General features: G+C 68.5%; 18 protein-coding genes. 14 read left to right on the top strand and 4 right to left on the bottom strand.

Annotated features, from left to right (window positions below; all coding sequences use genetic code 11):
- A partial coding sequence (locus GCL84_RS19865; RefSeq protein WP_197523378.1) for a tetratricopeptide repeat protein occupies nucleotides 1-1,652 on the bottom strand: 1,652 nt, incomplete at its 3' end.
- Between the two features lie 358 nt (nucleotides 1,653-2,010).
- On the opposite strand from GCL84_RS19865, the gene GCL84_RS19860 reads away from it, so the two are divergent.
- Both GCL84_RS19860 and GCL84_RS19855 read left to right on the top strand, forming a co-directional pair.
- Nucleotides 2,011-2,361 carry a hypothetical protein gene (locus tag GCL84_RS19860; protein ID WP_156757023.1) on the top strand — a complete coding sequence of 117 codons (351 nt, stop codon included), beginning with the start codon at nucleotides 2,011-2,013 and terminating at the stop codon, nucleotides 2,359-2,361.
- Nucleotides 2,358-4,544, top strand: coding sequence for a tetratricopeptide repeat protein (locus GCL84_RS19855; protein WP_156757022.1), 2,187 nt, complete (start codon nucleotides 2,358-2,360; stop codon nucleotides 4,542-4,544). Before GCL84_RS19860 ends, GCL84_RS19855 begins: the two co-directional genes overlap by 4 nt.
- A 34-nt stretch (nucleotides 4,545-4,578) precedes the next feature.
- Here the strand turns inward: GCL84_RS19855 and GCL84_RS19850 are convergent, their stop codons facing one another.
- Entirely contained in the window at nucleotides 4,579-4,941 is a 363-nt protein-coding gene (locus tag GCL84_RS19850; protein WP_235926479.1) for a hypothetical protein, read from the bottom strand.
- A 453-nt stretch (nucleotides 4,942-5,394) separates the two neighbouring features.
- On the opposite strand from GCL84_RS19850, the gene GCL84_RS19845 reads away from it, so the two are divergent.
- A complete protein-coding gene (locus GCL84_RS19845) occupies nucleotides 5,395-7,629 on the top strand; it encodes a helix-turn-helix domain-containing protein (protein WP_156757021.1) in 2,235 nt (744 codons plus the stop codon).
- 212 nt (nucleotides 7,630-7,841) lie between these two features.
- Nucleotides 7,842-8,657, top strand: coding sequence for an alpha/beta hydrolase (locus GCL84_RS19840; protein WP_156757020.1), 816 nt, complete (start codon nucleotides 7,842-7,844; stop codon nucleotides 8,655-8,657).
- Nucleotides 8,658-8,667: 10 nt separating this feature from the next.
- On the opposite strand, the gene GCL84_RS19835 is transcribed toward GCL84_RS19840, so the two are convergent.
- Entirely contained in the window at nucleotides 8,668-10,050 is a 1,383-nt protein-coding gene (locus GCL84_RS19835; RefSeq protein ID WP_235926478.1) for a helix-turn-helix transcriptional regulator, read from the bottom strand.
- A gap of 438 nt (nucleotides 10,051-10,488) precedes the next feature.
- On the opposite strand from GCL84_RS19835, the gene GCL84_RS29410 reads away from it, so the two are divergent.
- Genes GCL84_RS29410 through cyaB form a run of 4 tightly spaced genes read left to right on the top strand, consistent with a single transcriptional unit; the run spans nucleotide 10,489 to nucleotide 14,150 of the window.
- Nucleotides 10,489-10,881, top strand: coding sequence for a hypothetical protein (locus GCL84_RS29410; protein WP_197523377.1), 393 nt, complete (start codon nucleotides 10,489-10,491; stop codon nucleotides 10,879-10,881).
- Nucleotides 10,882-12,528: a radical SAM protein gene (locus GCL84_RS19830; RefSeq protein WP_197523376.1), complete on the top strand. Its 1,647-nt coding sequence runs from the start codon at nucleotides 10,882-10,884 to the stop codon at nucleotides 12,526-12,528.
- Between the two features lie 31 nt (nucleotides 12,529-12,559).
- Nucleotides 12,560-13,615: an aldo/keto reductase gene (locus GCL84_RS19825; RefSeq protein WP_156757018.1), complete on the top strand. Its 1,056-nt coding sequence runs from the start codon at nucleotides 12,560-12,562 to the stop codon at nucleotides 13,613-13,615.
- A complete protein-coding gene (gene cyaB, locus GCL84_RS19820; protein WP_156757017.1) occupies nucleotides 13,596-14,150 on the top strand; it encodes a class IV adenylate cyclase in 555 nt (184 codons plus the stop codon). Before GCL84_RS19825 ends, cyaB begins: the two co-directional genes overlap by 20 nt.
- A gap of 128 nt (nucleotides 14,151-14,278) precedes the next feature.
- On the opposite strand, the gene GCL84_RS19815 is transcribed toward cyaB, so the two are convergent.
- Nucleotides 14,279-15,952 (bottom strand): helix-turn-helix domain-containing protein, encoded by a 1,674-nt coding sequence (locus GCL84_RS19815; protein WP_235926477.1) that lies wholly within the window; start codon nucleotides 15,950-15,952, stop codon nucleotides 14,279-14,281.
- 30 nt (nucleotides 15,953-15,982) lie between these two features.
- On the opposite strand from GCL84_RS19815, the gene GCL84_RS19810 reads away from it, so the two are divergent.
- From GCL84_RS19810 to GCL84_RS19790, 6 genes are all read left to right on the top strand, one after another.
- Complete coding sequence (locus GCL84_RS19810) at nucleotides 15,983-16,441, top strand: hypothetical protein (RefSeq protein ID WP_156757016.1); 459 nt, start codon at nucleotides 15,983-15,985, stop codon at nucleotides 16,439-16,441.
- Nucleotides 16,442-16,444: 3 nt separating this feature from the next.
- On the top strand, nucleotides 16,445-16,834 hold the full coding sequence (locus GCL84_RS19805; protein WP_156757015.1) for a hypothetical protein: 390 nt from the start codon (nucleotides 16,445-16,447) through the stop codon (nucleotides 16,832-16,834).
- The gene (locus GCL84_RS29405) at nucleotides 16,831-17,151 is read left to right on the top strand and encodes a hypothetical protein (RefSeq protein ID WP_197523375.1); all 321 of its coding nucleotides are present in this window, start codon (nucleotides 16,831-16,833) and stop codon (nucleotides 17,149-17,151) included. Before GCL84_RS19805 ends, GCL84_RS29405 begins: the two co-directional genes overlap by 4 nt.
- Nucleotides 17,148-17,915 carry a Scr1 family TA system antitoxin-like transcriptional regulator gene (locus GCL84_RS19800; protein WP_197523374.1) on the top strand — a complete coding sequence of 256 codons (768 nt, stop codon included), beginning with the start codon at nucleotides 17,148-17,150 and terminating at the stop codon, nucleotides 17,913-17,915. Before GCL84_RS29405 ends, GCL84_RS19800 begins: the two co-directional genes overlap by 4 nt.
- A gap of 168 nt (nucleotides 17,916-18,083) precedes the next feature.
- Entirely contained in the window at nucleotides 18,084-18,794 is a 711-nt protein-coding gene (locus tag GCL84_RS19795) for a helix-turn-helix domain-containing protein (protein ID WP_197523373.1), read from the top strand.
- Nucleotides 18,791-19,114, top strand: coding sequence for a hypothetical protein (locus tag GCL84_RS19790; protein ID WP_156757012.1), 324 nt, complete (start codon nucleotides 18,791-18,793; stop codon nucleotides 19,112-19,114). The genes GCL84_RS19795 and GCL84_RS19790 overlap by 4 nt, the downstream gene beginning before the upstream one ends.
- Nucleotides 19,115-19,325: the final 211 nt, after the last annotated feature.

The raw sequence follows: 19,325 nt of genomic DNA, 5'->3' as shown, positions 1-19,325 counted from the left end.
TCGGTGAGCAGGCCCTCGAACGCCGCCACAGCACCAGCGGAATCACCCGCCTCACCACGCCAGCGGGCAAGGTTGTGGCGGGTGGCGAAGGTGTCAGGGTGGTCGGGGCCCTGCACCCGCAACCGGTCGGTGAGCAGGCCCTCGTACGCCGCCACGGCACCAGCGGGATCACCCGCCTCACCACGCCAGCGGGCAAGGTTGTGGCGGGTGGCGAGGGTGCCGGGGTGGCCGGGACCCAACACCCGCAACGCATCGGTGAGCAGGCCCTCGAACGCCGCCACAGCACCAGCGGAATCCCCCGCCTCACCACGCCAGCGGGCGAGGTTGTGGCGGGTGGCGAGAGTGTCGGGGTGATCGGGGCCATGAGCTGCTTCGGTCTGTTCGTGCAGTCGGTGGAAGTGTTGTCGTGCGGCGGCGATGAGTCCCTGCTCGCCGAGGCTGCCGCCTGCCCTGAACAGGACGGGGTGGGTGTCGGGGTGGAACAGGTGGTGTTCGGCGTGGCCGGCCAGTGCGGTGGTGTTGGCCCGCAGCACCGTCCCGATGTCGGTGAGGGTGTCCGCTTCCGGCCAGATCTCCGCCAGTGCGTCGGCGGCGAGGCGCCCGAGCGTGGCGGTGCCGCCATCGGGGTCGGCCGCACGTGTCATGGTGGTGGTTTCCCGTACGACGCGTTGGACCAGTGCGTGGATGCGCACGGTGGTTGTGGTCGGGTCGTGGGTGAGCAGGTTGAGTCGGTGTAGGACCCGCAGTCCGTGGTGGAGTCGGTCGGGGGTGGTCGTCAGGTGTTCGGCGATGTGGTGGTTGGTCAGGACGGTGTCGGGGATGGTGTTGGGGTCAAGCAGGCTGGCGATGTTGAGCAGGGCGGTGGCTGCACCGGGGGCGAGGTGTTCGGCGAGGGGGATGGACAGTGCGAGCGTGGTGTGGATGGGGGCGAGTCGGGTGTTGGTGGGGTGGTGGGTGATGGGGGTGTTGTGGAGGCGGTGGCGGTAGTCCTGGATGGTGATGGCTTGGTCGTGGAGGTAGGCGGTGGCGTGGCCGAGGGCTAGGGGGAGGTGTCCGAGGTCGGTGGTGAGGGCGTCGATGTCGTCGTGGGTGCAGGGGTGGGGGTGGTGGGCGAGTTCGGTGGTGAGGTGGTGGCGGGCTTGTTCTGGTGTGAAGGGTTCGAGGTGGGCGGTGTGGTGTCCGGCGAGGTTGAGGTCGGCGCCGCGGTAGCGGGTGGTGACCAGGGTGCGGCCGGTGGGTGTGCGTGGTGGCCAGAGGCCGTCGGCGTGGTCGGGGGTGGTGAGGTCGTCGAGGATGACCAACCAGGTGCGGGTGGTGGCGCTGAGCCATTCGAGCAGGAGGTGGGCTGCTTCGTCGGGGTCGGTGGTGGGGGTGGTGAGGCCGAGTTTGGCCGCGGCGCGGGCGTAGGTGGCGCGGATGCTGTCGGCGGTGGTGGCGGTGGCCCAGATCCGCAGGTCGACCGGTGGGTGCTGCTCAGCGGCGGCGCGGGCGTAGGCGCCGGCGATCTGGGTCTTGCCGACCCCACCCATGCCCGAGAGCACCACCGTGGTGACCGCGGGTGTCACGGGCTCTCGGCGGGGCAGCAGGGTGCGCAGGTCGACTTGGTCGGCGCGGTCCTCGTAGTGGCCAGGCGCCAGGGGCAGGTCACCCACGTGCACCGGCCACACCACCTCTGCCCGGGTGGTGTGAATGTGGGTATGCGTGCCACCGACCTGCACGTTGCCGGCGTTCCCGCCGACCTGGACGACGTGCTCACCGACGTGAGAGTTCTCGACACCCATCGCAGGTCCCGCCGCCGGGGCCGGTGGGACTCCCTGCTCAGGTGGTGGCTGGGTGCGCCGGAACCTCCAGGGCACTGCCCGCCTCCTTCTCCTCGCCGCGAGCCTGCCGGGGCCTGGTGTGGGTGGTGATCACGGTACAGCTCGGCGTGTCCTCGCGTTGTGCTGTCACACCTGCCCGCTGCTGCCGACAATGAGTGGTGACGGTGATCGGCAGAGGGGGTGTGGTCGGGTGCGGGGACGGGTGTTGGCCTGGTGCGGGGTAGCCATCGTGGGGGTGGCCGTGGTCGTCGGGGCGGTCGTGGTGGTCGTCAAGGTCGGGTTGGAGCGGTCTGACCAGGTCGCCAGCGTCGTCGGGGCCGTGTGCGGGGTCTTGGGGCTGGTCGCCGCAGTCGTGGGCGCCGCCCGCGCCAGCACCGCCCGCAACGACTCCACGGCCCCGGGCGCCGGGTCGAGGGTGACGCAGACGGTCTCCGGTTCCGAGGTCAAGGGCAGCATCATCCAGATCGGCGGGAACCTGTCCGGGCCACTGCCCCACCACCGCGACCTCGGCACCGAGGAGTCGGGGGACGATCAGCGGTGAGGTGGTGGCAGAAGGCCGCGCAGGAGGCCCTGCAGCGAGTGGACAACACCACCGTCGACGGGAACCTGGCGCAGATCGGCGGGGACGTCAACGGCAGCACCGTGGTGCTCGGCGACCTGCACCAGCACACGGGGCACCAGGTCACCTGGCCGGTGCGGCACGGGCGAATACCGACCCTGGCTGACCACTACCAGCCCCGCACCGGCCTGCCCGATCTCGACACCGCCTTCGCCAGCGACCAGACACTCGTGCTCACCGGCCACGACAACCGGCAAGGGGCTGTGGTGGTCTCGGGCATGGGCGGGGTCGGCAAGACCCAACTCGCCGCCCACCACGCCCACGCCGCCGCCGACCGCACCAACGGGGTCGACCTGCTGATCTGGATCACCGCCAGCACCCGCGACGCGCTCATCACCGCCTACGCCGACACCGCCACCCACCTGCACGCCGCCACCGGCGCCACTGAGGCCCAAGCCGCTGCCGACGCCCTGCTCAACTGGCTGACCACCACCACCAAAACTTGGCTCATCGTCCTCGACGACCTCCAACTCCCCGCCCACCTCACCGGACTGTGGCCACCCCACACCCCCACCGGCCGCACCCTCGTCACCACCCGCTACCGCGGCACCGCCCTCACCGCCCGCGGTCGCACCACCCTGACCGTCGACGTCTTCACCCCCACCGAATCCCGCGCATACCTCACCAACGAGCTCGCCGACCACCCCCACCTCGCCACCGACCTCGACGAACTCGCCACCGACCTCGGCCACCTCCCCCTGGCCCTGGCCCACGCCGCCGCATACATCCGCGACCAAGAACTCCCCACCCCCACCTACCGGCGCCTACTCGCCGACACCACCCGCACCCTGCCCACCCTCTTCCCACACCCCGACGAACTCACAGACCCCCACACCAAAACCACCGCCACCACCCTGTCCCTGTCCATCCCCCTCGCCGAACACCTCGCCCCCGACACGGCCCTCCCGTTGCTACAGCTGGTCAGCCTGCTTGACCCCAACACCATCCCCGACACCGTCCTGAGCAACCACCACATCGCCGAACACCTGGCGACCGCCCCCGACCGACTCCGTTATGGACTGCGGGTCCTGCATCGACTCAACCTGCTCACCCACGACCCGGCCACAACCACCGTGCGCATCCACGCACTGGTCCAACGCGTCGTGCGGGAAACCACCGAGGCACCCACAGCCGACCCTGATGGTGGCACCGCCGTGCTCGGGCGTGTTGCCGCTGACGCACTGCTGGACGTGTGGCCGAAAGTGGACACCCTCACCGACATCGGGGTCGTGTTGCGGGCCAACACCACCGCACTGGCCGGCCACGCCGAACACGACCTGCTCCACCCCTACGTCCACACCGTCCTGTTCAGGGCCGGCCGAAGCCTCGGCGACCAAGGGCTTATCGCCGCCGCACGACAACACTTCCACCGACTACACGAACTCACCGCAGCAGCTCATGGCCCCGACCACCCCAACACCCTTACCACCCGCCATAACCTTGCCTACTGGCGTGGTGAGGCGGGTGACCCCGCTGGTGCTGTGGCGGCGTACGAGGGCCTGCTCACCGACCGGCTGCGGGTGGTGGGACCTGACCATCCCGGCACCCTCGCCACCCGCAACAATCTTGCAGACTGGCGTGGTGAGGCGGGTGATTCCGCTGGTGCTGTGGCGGCGTTCGAGGGCCTGCTCACCGACGAGTTGCGGGTGTTGGGCCCCGACCATCCCGGCACCCTCGCCACCCGCCACAACCTCGCCTACTGGCGTGGTGAGGCGGGCGACCCCGCTGGTGCTGTGGCGGCGTTCAAGGGCCTGCTCACCGATCAGTTGCGGGTGTTGGGCCCCGACCACCCCGACACCCTCACCACCCGCCACAACCTCGCCCGCTGGCGTGGTGAGGCGGGCGACCCCGCTGGTGCTGTGGCGGCGTACGAGAGCCTGCTCACCGACCGGCTGCGGGTGTTGGGCCCCGACCATCCCGACACCCTCGCCACCCGCCACAACCTCGCCTACTGGCGTGGTGAGGCGGGTGACCCCGCTGGTGCCGTGACGGCGTTCAAGGGCGTGCTCGCCGACCGGTTGCGGGTGTTGGGCCCTGACCACCCTGACACCCTCGCCACCCGCAACAACCTCGTCCACTGGCGGAGCAAGCTGGACGCCACCTGATCACCATGTAGGGCACGGTCTTAACGTCAAAGTTTCAGCACGATCCGATCGCCTGGACGGCGAAGTCCGAAACCCTCCACCGGCCGTCGGGCTGGACCTCGACGACCGCGGCGATCCGCCGACGACCTCCCGGGTTGGCGTCGACGGGCTGGCGGGTGTCTCGGTGGACCTTGATCCACTCGTCCGACTGCCCACAATCGGAGATTCGTGCGAGCTGCGGATCGTTCTGCGGTTCCGCCGAGGTGACGCGCGGCTCGAGCACAGGTCGGCCGGTGGTTACGACACCGCGATCGAAGTCGGTCTGCAAGCTGGTGGTGAGGGTGTTCAACGCGGCGCCAGTGGCGAACACCGCGAGGTCGGGGGCTGTCCAGTCGGAGGTCTCCGCCGCCTCGGCCATGGTCTCCCACATCCCCTTGTAGGCCGTCAACGCATCTTCGGCAGTAGCGTCGGGGGAGGTGGTGACCGCGGTCGACGTCGGCCGCGCCTCCGGGGACTGTTCCGCGGTACAGCCCGCACTCCCGAGTAGGCACCCGCTCAGCGCGATCACAACGAGCCCCCGGATCACTCCTGTGCGGCTTGCATCTTGCGACATCGACATTCCCCTCCCCGTTCTCGCCTTGAATCATCACGTTCGGTAAACCGCTGCGGGTGCGATCCATGACCAGACACTCAACCGGGTGAACTGTTTCCGGGACTGACACAAACGCTCGCTGCCGAACCTACGTTGGACTGCGAAAGCGTGGCGAGGCGTTGTCTCATGGCTTGAGGTTTCACCACCGGGACAGCCGGTGAAAGAGGTCTGCTGTCTTCCGTTCAGGTGAAGACAGCAGACGACAGCAGGGGGTGGGCGATGGAGTCGTTCGGTGAGGCGCTGAAGCGCGTTCGCAAGGAGCGAGGGCTTTCGCTCGCCGACCTGCAGGGTGTGACCAGGTTCAGCCGCAGTCACCTCGGCAACGTCGAGACAGGTCAGCGGCCTCCGACCGAAGCGCTGGCCAAGCTGTGCGACGAGGCGTTGGACGCCGGTGGCCTGCTCACCCGCCTCGCCGCGTCGGCGAGGACGGCCGCCGGGCCTCGTCGCTCTCCGGCGCCCTCGCAATTGCCTGTTCGCAGCCGGTATCTGGTCGGTCGGGACGTCGCCCTGCGCGCGATGCACGACGAGCGGGCTGACGCCTTGGCCCGCGGGGCGATGGCATTGATCGGAATCGACGGTGCCGCGGGAATCGGGAAGACGGCGTTGGCTGTCTCCTGGGCGCAGGACGTGTCCGAGCGTTATCCGGACGGCGTGCTGTTCGCCAATCTCCGCGGTCACAGCTCGCACCGGGCCGCTGATCCCTCGGACGTGTTGCAGGACTTCCTCACCGCGCTCGGGACGCAACCCGATTCCATCCCCGGCACCCTCGACGCGCGGACGGCGGCGTTGCGCACGACGTTGCGCGGGCAACGGGTGCTGATCGTGCTGGACAACGCCATCGACGCCGAGCAGGTCCGGCCGCTGCTCCCCTCAGCACCGGGTTGCCTGGTCATCGTCACCAGCCGAACCCGCCTGGGCGGGTTGTCCGCCCGCGACGGCGCCCTCAGGCTCACCCTCGACCCCCTGACCGAGCAGGACAGCGTCGATCTGCTCACCGAGGTCGTCGGGGAACGCGTTGTCTCAGACACCGAGTCAGCGCGGGTGTTGGTCCGGCGGTGCGGCGGACTGCCCCTCGCGCTCAGGATCGCCGCCGAACGCGTCACCAGCCGCAGCGAGGACGAGCTGCGCCACCTGGCGACGCTGATGGCCTCACGGGCACGACGGCTGGACGCCCTGTCGACAGGGGGAGACGACACCACCGCGATCCGCGCGGTGTTCTCCTGGTCGTACGTGGCACTCCCGGCGCGCACGGCCCGGATGTTCCGGCTGTTGAGCCTGCACCCAGGGCACACGATGTCGACCGAGGCGGCCGCGGCGATCGCAGGTCTGCACCGCAGGCAGGCCCAAGCGGCGCTCGACGAACTGGTCGACGCCCACCTGCTTGAGTACGCCAGTCTCGACCGCTACTGCTTCCACGACCTCCTGCACCTCTACGCCAGCGAGCGCGTGGAACTCGACGAAACCCAAGCCGACAGGGAACAAGCCCGGCAACGCGTCCTGGAGTGGTACCTGCACACCGCCGTGGCCGCCATGCGCCGCATCTCCCCACGGCGCGAGCTACCCAACCTGCCACCACCCACCGAAGAACTCGTCATCGAGAACTTCGACGACCTCGACGACGCCGCCGCCTGGTGCGAGGTCGAACTGAAGAACTGCGCCGCAGCGACCCGGGTCGCGAACGAGACCGGCAACGACATGGTCGCCGTGCTGATGCCGGTCGTGCTGTGCGACTACCTCTACCGGCGCAAACCATGGACACAATGGACCCGCGCCCACATCGCCGCCCTCGACGCCGCCTCACGCAACCGCAACGAGAACGGGCAGGCATGGATCCTGAACAACCAGGGCAACGCCGCCCTGGACCTCGGACACCCACACCTCGCCCGAACCCTCTACGCCCACGCGCTGACACTGCGCAAACGGATCAACGACCACAACGGACAAGCATGGTCCCGCGTCGGGCTGGGACGGGCGTTCCTCGCCCTGGGCGAGGCACGGGCCGCCGCCGCGCACTTCGAGGCGGCATACACAGGCTTCGCCGAACAAAACGACGTGTGGGCATGGGCGATCACCCTGACCTACCTCGGCGACTGCTGCCGCCACCTCGGCCAATACCCCGCCGCGCTGAACTACCACCAAGAAGCCGTCGCCCTGCAACGCACACTCGGCGACCGACAAGCCGAAGGCTGCTCACTGGAACGGCTCGGAACCCTGTACTCCGACATGGAGGACTGGCCCAACGCCGTCAACTACCTCCAACAGGCCGGGACCGTGCTCGGCGAGATCGGCGACCGCTGGGGCTACGCCCAAGCCATGCTCATCCTCGGCGACCTACACCAACGCCGCGGCCTACCCAGCGAAGCCGCCGTGGCCTGGCAAGACGCCGCACAAACCTTCGAAGCACTCCAAGACCCCCGAGCCTCCGTCGTGCGCCGAAGGCTCGCACGGACATAGCCGACCCAACATCTCACGGTCGAAGCAGACGCCGCCTTGCTCGAAGGCCACGGATCGCGTCGGGCCAGGTCCTACTCAGGTTCACAGGCTGCGACAGCGGCGGTCATGCCGCCAGGCGGTTGATATGCGCGGACGTCGGTGCGCGATCAGCCCCAACTGAGCAGTAGCGTGGTCGGGAGTGCACGGAATCGATTGACGAGGAGACTGCTGCGATGCCCACCAGCACCCCGGAAGTTGTTCGCAACCTCGACGGTCTGCGGCTTGCGGCGACGTTGGATCGCCCGGACGGGGATGTGCGTCATGGGGTGTTGTTAGTGCATGGCGGGGGTGTGACCCGCGAGGAGGGCGGGTTCTTCACGCGGATGGCGGCGGGGCTCGCGGAGCAGGGCATCGCGTCGCTGCGGGTGGACTTGCCTGGGCATGGGGAGAGTGAGGGGCGACAGAAGGATTTGTCGCTGTCGGCGATCTTGAATGTCGTCAGGTCTGGGTTGAAGCATCTGCGTGATGCGACCGAAGGGGCTCCCACCTCGCTGTTGGGGGCCAGTTTCTCGGGTGGCCTGTGTGCCTATTACACGGCCAAGCGCCCGGATGACGTTTCCAGGCTGATTTTAATTAACCCGCTGCTGGACTACAAGAAGCGATTCATCGATGACAAGGAGGCGTGGGAGCACGATGTCATCGACGAGGTGAGCGGGCGTCAACTGGTGGAACAGGGCTATGTGAGCCATAGCCCGACGTTCGAGCTGGGGCGATCGCTGCTCAACGAGGTGTTCTGGCTACGACCGACGGATGTGCTGGAGGAGATCGTCGCGCCGACGTTGGTGGTGCACGGCACGTCGGACACCTTCATCCCGGTGGAGTCGTCGCGGCGAGCCGTCGAGCGGCTGAGGTGCGCCCGTCAACTGCTCGAACTGGAAGGCGCCCAGCACGGTGTGGCGGTCCCTGACGACCCCGGGTACGTGCAGCCGCAGACGCAGGCGTGGCAGGCACAGGTGATTCGTGCGGTGGCCGAGTGGGTGAGGGCTTAGCGGTCGCGAGTCAGGTGGGTACCGCGCGGGCCAGATCGCGGACTGCCGGCCGGTGCTGCCAGGGTTTGAGACTCGCCACTACGCGAGCGAGTTCATTGAAAGTGCGATCGGATCCCGTTCGTGTCGCACGGGCCGCGGAGTCGAGGCCGACCCTGGCGGCTTCGTCTGGTTCGCCCGCGAGGGCGAGTGATCCGGCTTTGAGTGACAGGAAGAATCCGTAGTCGCGAGGCGAGAAGCGTTGCTCTGTCAGCTCGCGGTCGTAGACTTCGACCGCTTTGCAGGGGTTTCCTGCTTCCGAATAGGCCAAAGCGGTTTGCATGGTCAACAACAGGGGCCCGTAGTGGGTGCTCAGCGGGGACTCGTCGGCACCGTGGTCGGCGGAGAGCAGCGAACGGGCTTGGTCGAGTTGCCGCTCGACCTCGTCGATCCGGGCACCGAGCATGGCCTCGGCTCGGGCCTGCTGTTGCGCGGCTTCAGCCTGTACCCGGCGCGGGAGTTGCCAGGGGCCCTGGCGTGCTGCCTGGGTGAGGGTCAGCATACGGGCCGGTTCCCGGTCGTCGTAGGACAGTTGGGCCTTCTTGAGCAGTATGTAGCCCTGCATAGGGAGGTTGCCCGCTGCCTGGGCCCACTCCATGGCGCGGTCGTGCCAGTAGAGGGCGTCGGACAGGTTCCGGGCGTCTCTGTTGAGAAAGCCCGCGAACTCGGCGGCGTCGGCGCCGAGTTCGAGCAGCGCGCGGCGAACATCGGGTTTGACATCGCGAGCGTGGTCTTCCACGGCGGCGAGGACGCCGAGCACGATGGGGGTGGTCGAGGCGGGTCCGAGCGTGCCGTCGTCGGCCTTGACGAGATCGAGCTGGCTGCGGAGGTGGTCGACGACCCCGTGGTCGAGGTAGCGCCGGGCATCGGTCATGGCCGCGGTGACCTGGTCGTCGTGTTCGGGTCCGAGTGCGGGAAGTGCGCTTACCGCCAAGCCGTACTTGAGCATCGAGCGCCGGTCAAGGGAACTCATCACGTCCTGTTCTGCGAAGTCGTTCGTCGAGCGCGCGATGCTCTCGTCGTCGGGACCGGAGTTCGGGCCGGTATGCGGAAGGGCGTGCGGGTCGACCGGGACCAAAACTGTCCGCCCATCGACGATCAGCGGCAGCAACACGCTGGTGGGGACGGGACGGGACGCGGTCGCTTCGGCGCGGGTGTCGTGGGAGCCCACGCCCGTGGTGAGCAGCTCGTGTAGCTCTTCTAGCGGTATTTGCAGCTGACGCGCGATCTTGTCGCGTAGCCAAGGCTGCGGGGTCACAGTTCCCTTTTCCCACCGCCGAATCGTCGAGGTATCCACACCGACAAGCTCCGCCAGCTTCTCCTGGCTCAACCCCAGCGCCTTGCGCCGCTCGGCCAAGCGGCTCCGTTTAGTCCCCATCGCCACCCCTCCTTGACCGATTGAAGCTGATTGCTGGGTGCACGCCACAATAGCCGGCCCCCGACGAGGCACCCCGGCTGCACACCCACCTCCACCCGTTCGGACTACCACACGTGAAGTGGCCTTCTAGCAGGTCAGAAGCACGACTCCCCTCTTGTGCGCGCTAGCTGAACGGGAAATGCCCTGGGCGTCGGGCATCGCCGGAAGTTGGCTGAGAGAACCAACGTGAGGGTCGAACCGGCTCTCTCCGAAACGGCCAAGCGGACATCTCCCGTCGTGGTGGCCGTCCCTACCCCAGTGCGGAGGCCTTCGATGCGTGATGTGCGTGTGTCACCGCGTGATCTGCTGGTCCAAGCGATCACGCACGCGACCGGTGAGGTCCCTTCCACAGCGGCGCAGGTGTGGAGGGCGCCATTCATGCAGCCCGACCTGGTCTTGGCCGCGGTGCGCGAAAGCACGGGCTCCGGGGAAGTGGTGGTGACCGGGACGCTGGACCGGCGCTTGGTGTTGATCGAGCACGAGACGGGTGGGGCGTGGACGGCCGCCGATCTGTCCGGGCAGCCGCACAACACCCGAACCTGGCCCGACTGGGTGGAGAAGGAGATGGTCTTCGACAACCCACACGGCTGGCTGTCGCAAGTGCGCATCACCAGTGAGGGCAGGTTCCGACTGACACGGCCGCGCATACTGCTGGCCTCGCTCTACCACCCGGAGAACTTCCCCCTGCCCCGGTTCCCGCTGGCGATCTCCGACCTGGCGCGGGCCGCGCGAGCGACACTGCTGGGTCAGGTGGAGCTGCTGGACATGTAGTTGGACACGGCCCTCGACGACCTCGTTGCCCGCGCCTGCGACGGCGAGGTCGACATCGTCGGGATCTCGGCGACGTTCGGGCAGCACGACCTGATGATCCAGCTGCTCAACGCGGTGACAGCGACATCCAACCCACCCCTGATCGTTGCCGGGGGCAGCCTGACGGTGCGCAACGAGCGCATGTTGCTCGAGCGCTACCCGAAACTGATCATCGGGCGGGGCGCCGGCGAACCGACGATCGCCGACGTCATGGCCCACTGGCACGACGACATCGCGGTGCAGCACGTTCGCGGCGCTGGTTACACCGGCGCCGCGCGCGGCGAGGGCACTATATCGATCGGGCCTCGCCGCACCGCAGTGGTGGCAAACCGGACACAGACCGACATGTGGCCAGAACTGGATCTGCTCGACGCCACCTTCGCCGCGGGCGGGGTCGCACAGCTCGAGTCGAGCCGCGGGTGCACGAACTACTGCTCGTTCTGCCCGCGCGGCCACAAAGGTCAGTGGGCGGGCGCGGAACCCGAGGCACTGCCGTGGCTGCTGCGCGAGATCGGGGCGGTGGCTGACCGCCACCCCCAGGTGAGCCGGACCCTCTACCTGGTTGACGAGGAGTTCGTTGGCCGGGGACCGGACGCGGTGACCCGGGCGCTGACAGTCGCGGACACCCTGCATGAGGCCGGGTTCGCATGGGAGACCTCGTGCCGGATCGACCAGGCCGTGCGCTTGGACCACGACCGGGCCTGGCACGTCGAGCGGGCACGACTGTGGCGGGGACTGGTCGAGCGCGGGCTACGGCGGTGCCTGTTCGGGGTGGAGTCGGGGGTGACTTCCATCCTGGAGCGGTTCAACAAGGACACCACCGGCACCCAGAACGCACTGGCCATCCGCACCCTCACCGCCCTTGGCGTGCCCCCGAGGTTCACCTACATCACCTTCGACCAGCTCATGACCCTCGACGAGCTGCACCAGACCCACGCCTTCCAGGGCCGCACGGACCTACTGTTGCGGTCCCAGCCCGGGATGAGCGTCGAGGAGGTCGTCGACGGGGTCCGCGACGAGGACTGGGTCGCCGCGCACACCACCGGGCAGCCCTTCTACACCGGCATCTCCTACATGCTGGTGTCGATGGAGTGCCTGACCGGCGCCGCCTACACCCGCCAGGCCGAAGCCGCAGGGCTCACCGGCGAGGTGGACCCTTCGATGGGCCGGGTCCAGGCCCACTTCGCCGATTGGCGCATCGGAGTCGTGTCGCACTGGGCGCAGCTGTGGATCGACCGCAACTTCGCCCTCGACTACACCCTCAAGAGCCTGGAGAAGGTCCTCGACGGCCTACCCCACGACCTGGTTCGCGGGCTGCGGCGCACCATCAAGACCGCGGCGTACCGGCTGCTCGGTGCCATGGTCGACACCGCGACCTTGGCCACCGTCGATCCCGCGCCGGACCGGGCCGCCGAGCTGCACAGCCGGCTCGCAATCCTGGCGGACGCGCTGCTAGCCGAGTTGCGCGGCGACCTCGACCCAGCACTCGGTGAGGTCACCGCGACCTTGCCTGCCGTCCTCCGGGACACCCTCGCCCGGGAGCACCGCCGCTGGCTCAAGCCCACCGAGTGGCGGCTGATCAACACTGCCGACCCGTGCAGCACCTGACGCCCGGCACCTACGACCGAGAAGGAAGCTGATGCGGTACCGGCTGCTGCCCGGCCTGAGTCAGGAGGTTTCCGTCATCGGTGCGGGCTGCTGGGCCATCGGCGGTCCCACCACCAACCGGGGCACCCCGATCGGCTGGGACGACGTCGACCCGGAGCGCGCCTACGCCGGGCTCATACGCGCCCACGAACTCGGGGTGACTCTGTTCGACACCGCCGACGTCTACGGCCTGGGCCGCTCCGAGCGCCTTTTGGGCCGTCTCGTCGCGGAGGTCGGGCGCGACGGTGTGGTGCTCTCCAGCAAGGTCGGGTACTTCGCGGGGACCGCTGAGCACCCGTACCACCCCGCGCAGATCCACCACCAGTTCGACACCACCCTGCACAACCTGCGCACCGACCACCTCGACCTCTACTACCTCCACAGCACCGACTTCGGCCCCGACAACGAGTACTTGCCCGGAGCGGTGGCCGCGCTGCGGAAGCTGCGAGAGCGGGGCATGATCCGCGCCGTCGGGCTGCGCGCACCCCATCACTTCGCCCAGGAGTGGGCCCACGGCGACGGACCGAGGGCAGCCGCCACAGCCCGCTGGCTGCACCTGTTCGACCAGATCCAGCCCGACGTCGTGTCCGTGCGGTACAACCTGCTCAGCCCTCGCCACCTCCCGCAGGAGACCGACATCTTCGCTTTCGCCCGCCACCGTGAGGTAGGCGTGCTCGTCAAACAGGCCCTCGCCCAAGGCCTGATATTGCGCGACCCCGCAGCACCGCCCCGCGCTTACAGCAGCAACGACCACCGCAGCCGCGACCCCGCCTTCCAGCCTGCCGCACTCGCCGAACTTGACCGGCGCCTGGCCCCGCTGCGCATTCGCTTCGGGAACGACCCCGCCGTCTTGACCCGCGTCGCCCTCAGCCACGTCCTGCACCACGCCCCGGACTCCGTGGTCCTGGTCGGGTTCCGCGACGCCAAGCAGATCACCACCACCCTCACCGCAGCCGACCATATCCTCGACCCCGTCGAGGCCGCGGCCGTCACCACCCTGCTCGACACCGACGAAAGGACCATTGACCATGCGCTACATCGAGGTTGAGAAGAAGTTCGCCCTCACCGACCCCGCCGCCCTCAAGGCGAAGCTGACCAGCCTCGGCGCCACCCCCAACGAACCCACCCGCCAGGTCGACGCTTACTACAACGCCCCCCATCGCGACTTCACCGCACCCGAGGTCATCTCCGACTGGCTACGGGTACGCACCGAGAGTCGCGGTTCCTCGGTCAACTTCAAGCGCTGGCACCCCGTCGACGAACTCGTCAAGACCCACGCCGACGAGTACGAAACCGCAGTCGACGACGTCGAAGCCATCCGCCTCATGCTCGAGGCTCTCGACTTCCGCCCCCTGGTCACCGTCGACAAGACCCGCGAAGAGTGGAGGCTGCCCGACGTCGAGATCGTCTTCGACCACGTCGTCGACGCGGGCGACTTCGTCGAGTTCGAGTTCAAAGCCGACGCCGCCACCGTCGAGGAGGCCACGGCCAGGCTTCAGCAGTTCATCGCCTCCCTCGAGGTTGAGCTGGGAGAGCCCGTCAACCGCGGCTACCCCCACATTCTCCTCGGCCGCGACCACTGAACTTCGCGACCGCCTCCGGGCACGACCTGCGCCACTGGGAGGGCCTGCCCGTTCTCCGAGGAGTTGTGGCAACGGTTGCGAATCCTCCGTCAAGGGGACATCACCAACTCCTGGCATCGACCCCGGCGTTAGTCGAGAAGGAGGTTGCGGTCTCGCCATGCCAGGCGTAGGCCGGTGTAGGAGCTGGCGGTCAGGCGTGGGGCGAGTCGGTCGATGGCCTCTGCGGTGAAGGGGATGTCGGTGCGGCCACCGTGGCCGACTCGGTGGCCTTCGTCGTTGGTCTGGACAGCGTCGGCGAACAGGGTGTCGTAGACGTCGTGGTCGATGACGGCGACGGTGCGTTGACTGGGGCCGAGGGTCAGCGCGTCGACGACGAGGCCGTAGTGCCACAGTCGGAAACCACCGAGTGCTTTGGCTCGTTCGAAGGAGGCGAACGGCTCCTCGGCGCCGTAGTCGATGATGTGCGGGCTGGCGCCGTCGTGCTCGGGGTTGCCGAGGTATTCCTCGGAGTATTCGCGCATGATGTTGCGCCACAGGGAGAAGTCGTGTCGTAGCGTCGCCGGGGCCATGGTGGAGGGCTGGAACTCGCCCGCGGGCATGACCGTGCACATCCCCCCGCCTGTGGCAACGGCTTTGGGGTCGCGTTGGTGCATGGTGAACCGGTGCCCGCCTATCGGGTCGCGGCGAATGGTCAGGGTGCTGATGCTCGGCGACACCGGCCGTCCGGTCAGATCGAACGGGTCGACGATCGCGGCTCGAAGAGGAAGAGCGGCCAGAGCCGGCACTTGGCCGCCGGCGCGCAAGGCGGCACCTTTGAACTCGTGGGCCAGGTACTGCTTGCGGTCGAAGACCTCGAAGAAGGTCGTCGTGCCGAATCGCATGGTCAACGGCGGCCCGGGGTCGACGTCGAGCAGCCGGTAGCTGATGCGGTTTTCCATCAGCCGGGGGCGGACCAGGTCCCGCACGGCGCGGCTGTAGGAGGAGTAACGCTCCCCCCGGGAGGTCAAGGGCAGCACGTGGTCCAGCGGCACCGACAGGTCCGGGACCGGCGGGGTGTCGTCGACCAGTTCGATCCGGACCTCGTCGAGCGGGACGGGCGTGTCCAGGAGCCATCCGGGCCCGGTCAGCACGTGCCCGCCAGGACCCCGGGCATGCTCGTCGTAGAGCCAGGCGGCCAACTCCGACAGCTCCCTGCCCCGGGCACCCCCCTGATCGCGCACACGCAACCACTCCGCCTGGCTCGCCTCAGGATCCGCGGGCACCGACATGCCCGTACTGGGGCGAGGCGGGGTAAGCAGGTCATCGAGCTCATCCAGGGTGATCCCGAGGACCGAGGCGATCCGTCCGCGACGGTGTGGAGCCGGGGTCACGTCGCCGCGCTCCCAACGGCCGACCGTCGAGAACTCCACCCCCAGGGCGGCCGCGAACGACTCCTGCGTGAACCCCGCGCTCTCCCGCTTCCGCGTGAACGCCTCCCGCCGCACCCCCACGACCCATCCTCCCTCTCCCCGACTCACCCCCCACGTGGAGCGGGTGACGTTCCAGGCGATTGCGCCTATTCTCTTGGCGGGATGACGATAGCCCAATGCCACGCGGTTATCCCGATCGGAGTCATACACCGAATGGGTGAATGACACGCGATTATTCATTTCACACTTCACGAGAATTCCCTGGCAGGCGGCACGCATGCCGTATCCATGCCTGGTTCCTGCCTTGAATATGCCCTGGTCGCCACCGGTGTCCGGACGGTTGTCTATGTCCGCAATCGGCGCTGATGGTTTCAGCGCAAGCCGTTTCGACATGTCTTATTCGTCGAACCAGGGGAAGTCACCATGGCGATCGCAGCACCACCAAGGCCCGACCAGGACCAGTCGATCGATACCGACGCTGTGTCCCAGTTTTTCGACAACCACATGCCCGGTGCCTGGGGCGAAGAGACCGACGGCTGGCGAGTGCCGTTGGGGCAGCGCCTGGACGCACTGTCCATGCCCGCCGGTTTCGGCGCGGAGGTCAACCACCGGTTGGGATTGGTGATGCTCCGCCCCCCGATCCTCTCGACCCCGGCCGCGGGTACCTGGACCTTTCTGACCGGTCCGCGCATGCGACTGCGGGACAGCACGGTGGCGGATCTGGCGTTGTTCGGTGTGACCTGGGCGCCTGCGGGGTCGACGATCCTGGTCCCCGGGCCGGGTGCCGCGCCGTGGGTTCAGGCCCCGGCTCCCGGTGGCGAACTGCCGGGTTGGGGCGCGGTGGTGGGTGCCGCCCGGCGCGCGTGTGGCGGGGGGTGGTGAGCGATGTCGGTCGATCGGTCGTTCGCGCCGCCGGACACGATCGTGTTCTCGGGTGACCTGGAGGCCGGGGACGGGCGCCCCAGCCCGTTCCCGCGCCGCGTGCCGGGCGCGTCGTTGAAAGCCGTTCCCGCCCAGCGCAAGCAGTCCGCTCCCGCTTGGCCGGGCGAGGTGTGGTGGGGGTCGAACTCCTGGTTGCCTGAGCAGGCCCACGCGTTGCCCGCAGCGCCCCCGGCCGACAGCGACGACTGGGTGTACGCGGCCTGTGGTGTGCCGGTCGACCTGGTGGGTGGGGAGCGGCCCGCCGGGTTGGAGTTGTGCCCGGTGTGCGCAATCCATGTGGTGTCGGCGTTGTACCCGCAGGGCCCGGCATGGCCGAGGCAGGTGCGCCGGTGACGGCCGTGGTGACCCCCAGCGCGCAGGTGGGGGCGAAGGCGTGCACGCGGGTCTTCGAGGGCGGGTTCACCTTCCGCCTGGCCAAGGGCGACACCCACATCGCGGTGTTCACCGGGGTGTGCCTCGAGCAACGCCGAGCCTATGTGTTCGTCGAGCGGGAGTGGCCGGGGAAGGTGATCGAAGGCCCGCGCCCGTTCACACTCACCCTTCCCAAGCCCACCAGCCTGGCATGGGCCGACACCGACGCCCTGACCATGTTCGCCCGCGCGAGCCTGCCCACCATCCGCACCCTCCTGACCCGGGCGGCCACCCGATGACCGTCTCGTTGGCCACCTGGCTGCTCGGCCGTGAACTCACCCGCCAACGACACCACGCGGGGCTCTCGACCCGCGACGCCGCCCTGCGACTGGGGGTGTCCAGCGCGACCCTCAACCGTTCGGAGAACGGGCTGCGCCCCTTCACCGACCACGAGGTCGGCGCCGCGCTGACCACCTACACCGCCGACCCCAACGCCAAGCGTCGGGCGACCCGCTTGCTGTTGCGGCAGGCGCAGGACCCGGCCGGGGCCCGGTGGATGGCCGCCCATGAGGACGTGGTGCACGTGCTCGAGACCTCCTCGACCGCAATCACCGAGTTCAGTGCCACCACCATGCCGCCCTCGGTCCGAACAGCCACCTACGCATCGGCGCTGCGCGCACCCGCCACGTCCGCTTCACCCCGCCTCGACGACCCCAGCGGCCCGCTGCGGCTGATCATCCTCGACGCGACCGTCCTGCACAGGCCGGTCGGTGGTCACCAGGCGATGGCCGTGCAGCTTCGACACCTCGCGCTGGTCGCCACCTCGGCGGGCGCCAGCGTGCGCGTCATCCCACCCCACCGCCCCTACCCACCGATCGAGGCGTTCACCGCCTACCACCTCCCCCACCGACCACCGGCCGTGCGCACCGGCACCCCTGAGGTCCTGGCCGAGGACCACCACATCACCTACCGCATCGACACCCTCCTCGCCGCCGCCGACGACGAGACCACCAGCACCCGACTGATCCTGCGCATCGCCGACGACCACGACCGACACCACTGACCAGGCGGCACCCGCACGGACCGCGTCGCCCCCATGCCCCAGGGACGCCGACCCCGCGCGGGCCCACCGCCACCACGGGGTGGCGGGAGCATTCCCCGCCCCGGCTCCCGCCACCCCACCCCACCCCACACGCCAAGCCCAACCACCGACCAGACCAGACCAGGAACCATGCAAACCACAACACCCACACCAGACAAGTCCAAACAGGATTTCCGCCCCAAAAACGTCAGAGCCCTTCTTCTGTCGCGCGAACTCGACCACGCCCGAGACAGAGGCGGCATCACCACCCGGGAACTGGCCACCCAGCTCGGCACGTCCGCCTCCATGGTCAACCGGTTCATGCTCGGCCGCCGCGTCCCCGACCCCCTCCAGATCGGCGGGCTCTGCGCCGCCCTCGACATCCCCGCCGAGCGCCGCCACTACCTCTACTCCCTCGCCACCGACGCCAGCGACCTCACCACCACACCCTGGATCCTTGCCCCATCCCCCGACACCGACGCCATCGTCATCAACTTGCTCGCCATCGCCGAACAGGTCACCACCTACACCCCCACCCTCCCCGCCCCCACCACCCCACGCCGTAGCACAACCCACTGCTTCCCTGCCAGCGCACTACACAACCCCGATAAACACCACCTGCGCCAGCTAGCCCACCGCCACTACCTGCGCTTGATCCCCGACACCGGACCCACCCCCGCCCAACCCTTCCACGCCCTACGCACCCCACACACCCAACCCATCGCCATCGTCGAACTCGACCACCACACCCTCATCCTCGAACGCCACGACGCCGCCCCCTACATCACCAGTGCCGACGCTTTTCTCACAACCGCACTGTCCCCCAAAGACACCGGCGCCCGAATCCAGGAACTCCTATGAACCAGGACAAGATCCTCGACGCACTCGCCGCCACCGGCCCCTGGACCGTCCTCACCACACCCACCCACATCGACGCCCTGCGCGATCACCCCGACCACCGCGACGTCCTTCTCATCTTCCTCAACCACAACCCGACCACCGTGGCCGCCCGACACCAACACCACACCGACCGGCTCTGGATCAACGTCTACAACAACCCACACACCGCGATCGCCGACCTGGCCAACCCCGGCGACCTCCCCGCACCCTGGCACCTGATCACCACCGACAACGCAGCGAAGACAATTGCCTGCCTCACCGCCCACAAACAACCCCGATGAGCACGCGATCAACCAAGATGCGCCCAAAGTCTTACTCGCGTACGTAAATGAACCTGGACCACAGAAACCAGTCTCGGTTCAGGCTGGTAACCGTGGTGGCCGCGGGCTTGGGCTGACCGGTCCCAGCGAAGGCATCGGCCTGCGGGCCCGGGACAGGCGGTGGACAACGGGAGCCACATCGCGAGCCGGGTGGGCACCGGTTGCCCTTTCC

The sequence above is a fragment of the Actinokineospora pegani genome, from assembly GCF_009745975.1.
GTDB lineage: Bacteria > Actinomycetota > Actinomycetes > Mycobacteriales > Pseudonocardiaceae > Actinokineospora > Actinokineospora pegani.
Note: the sequence above shows the minus strand (reverse complement) of the source record. Positions and strands in the feature narration are given on the sequence as shown.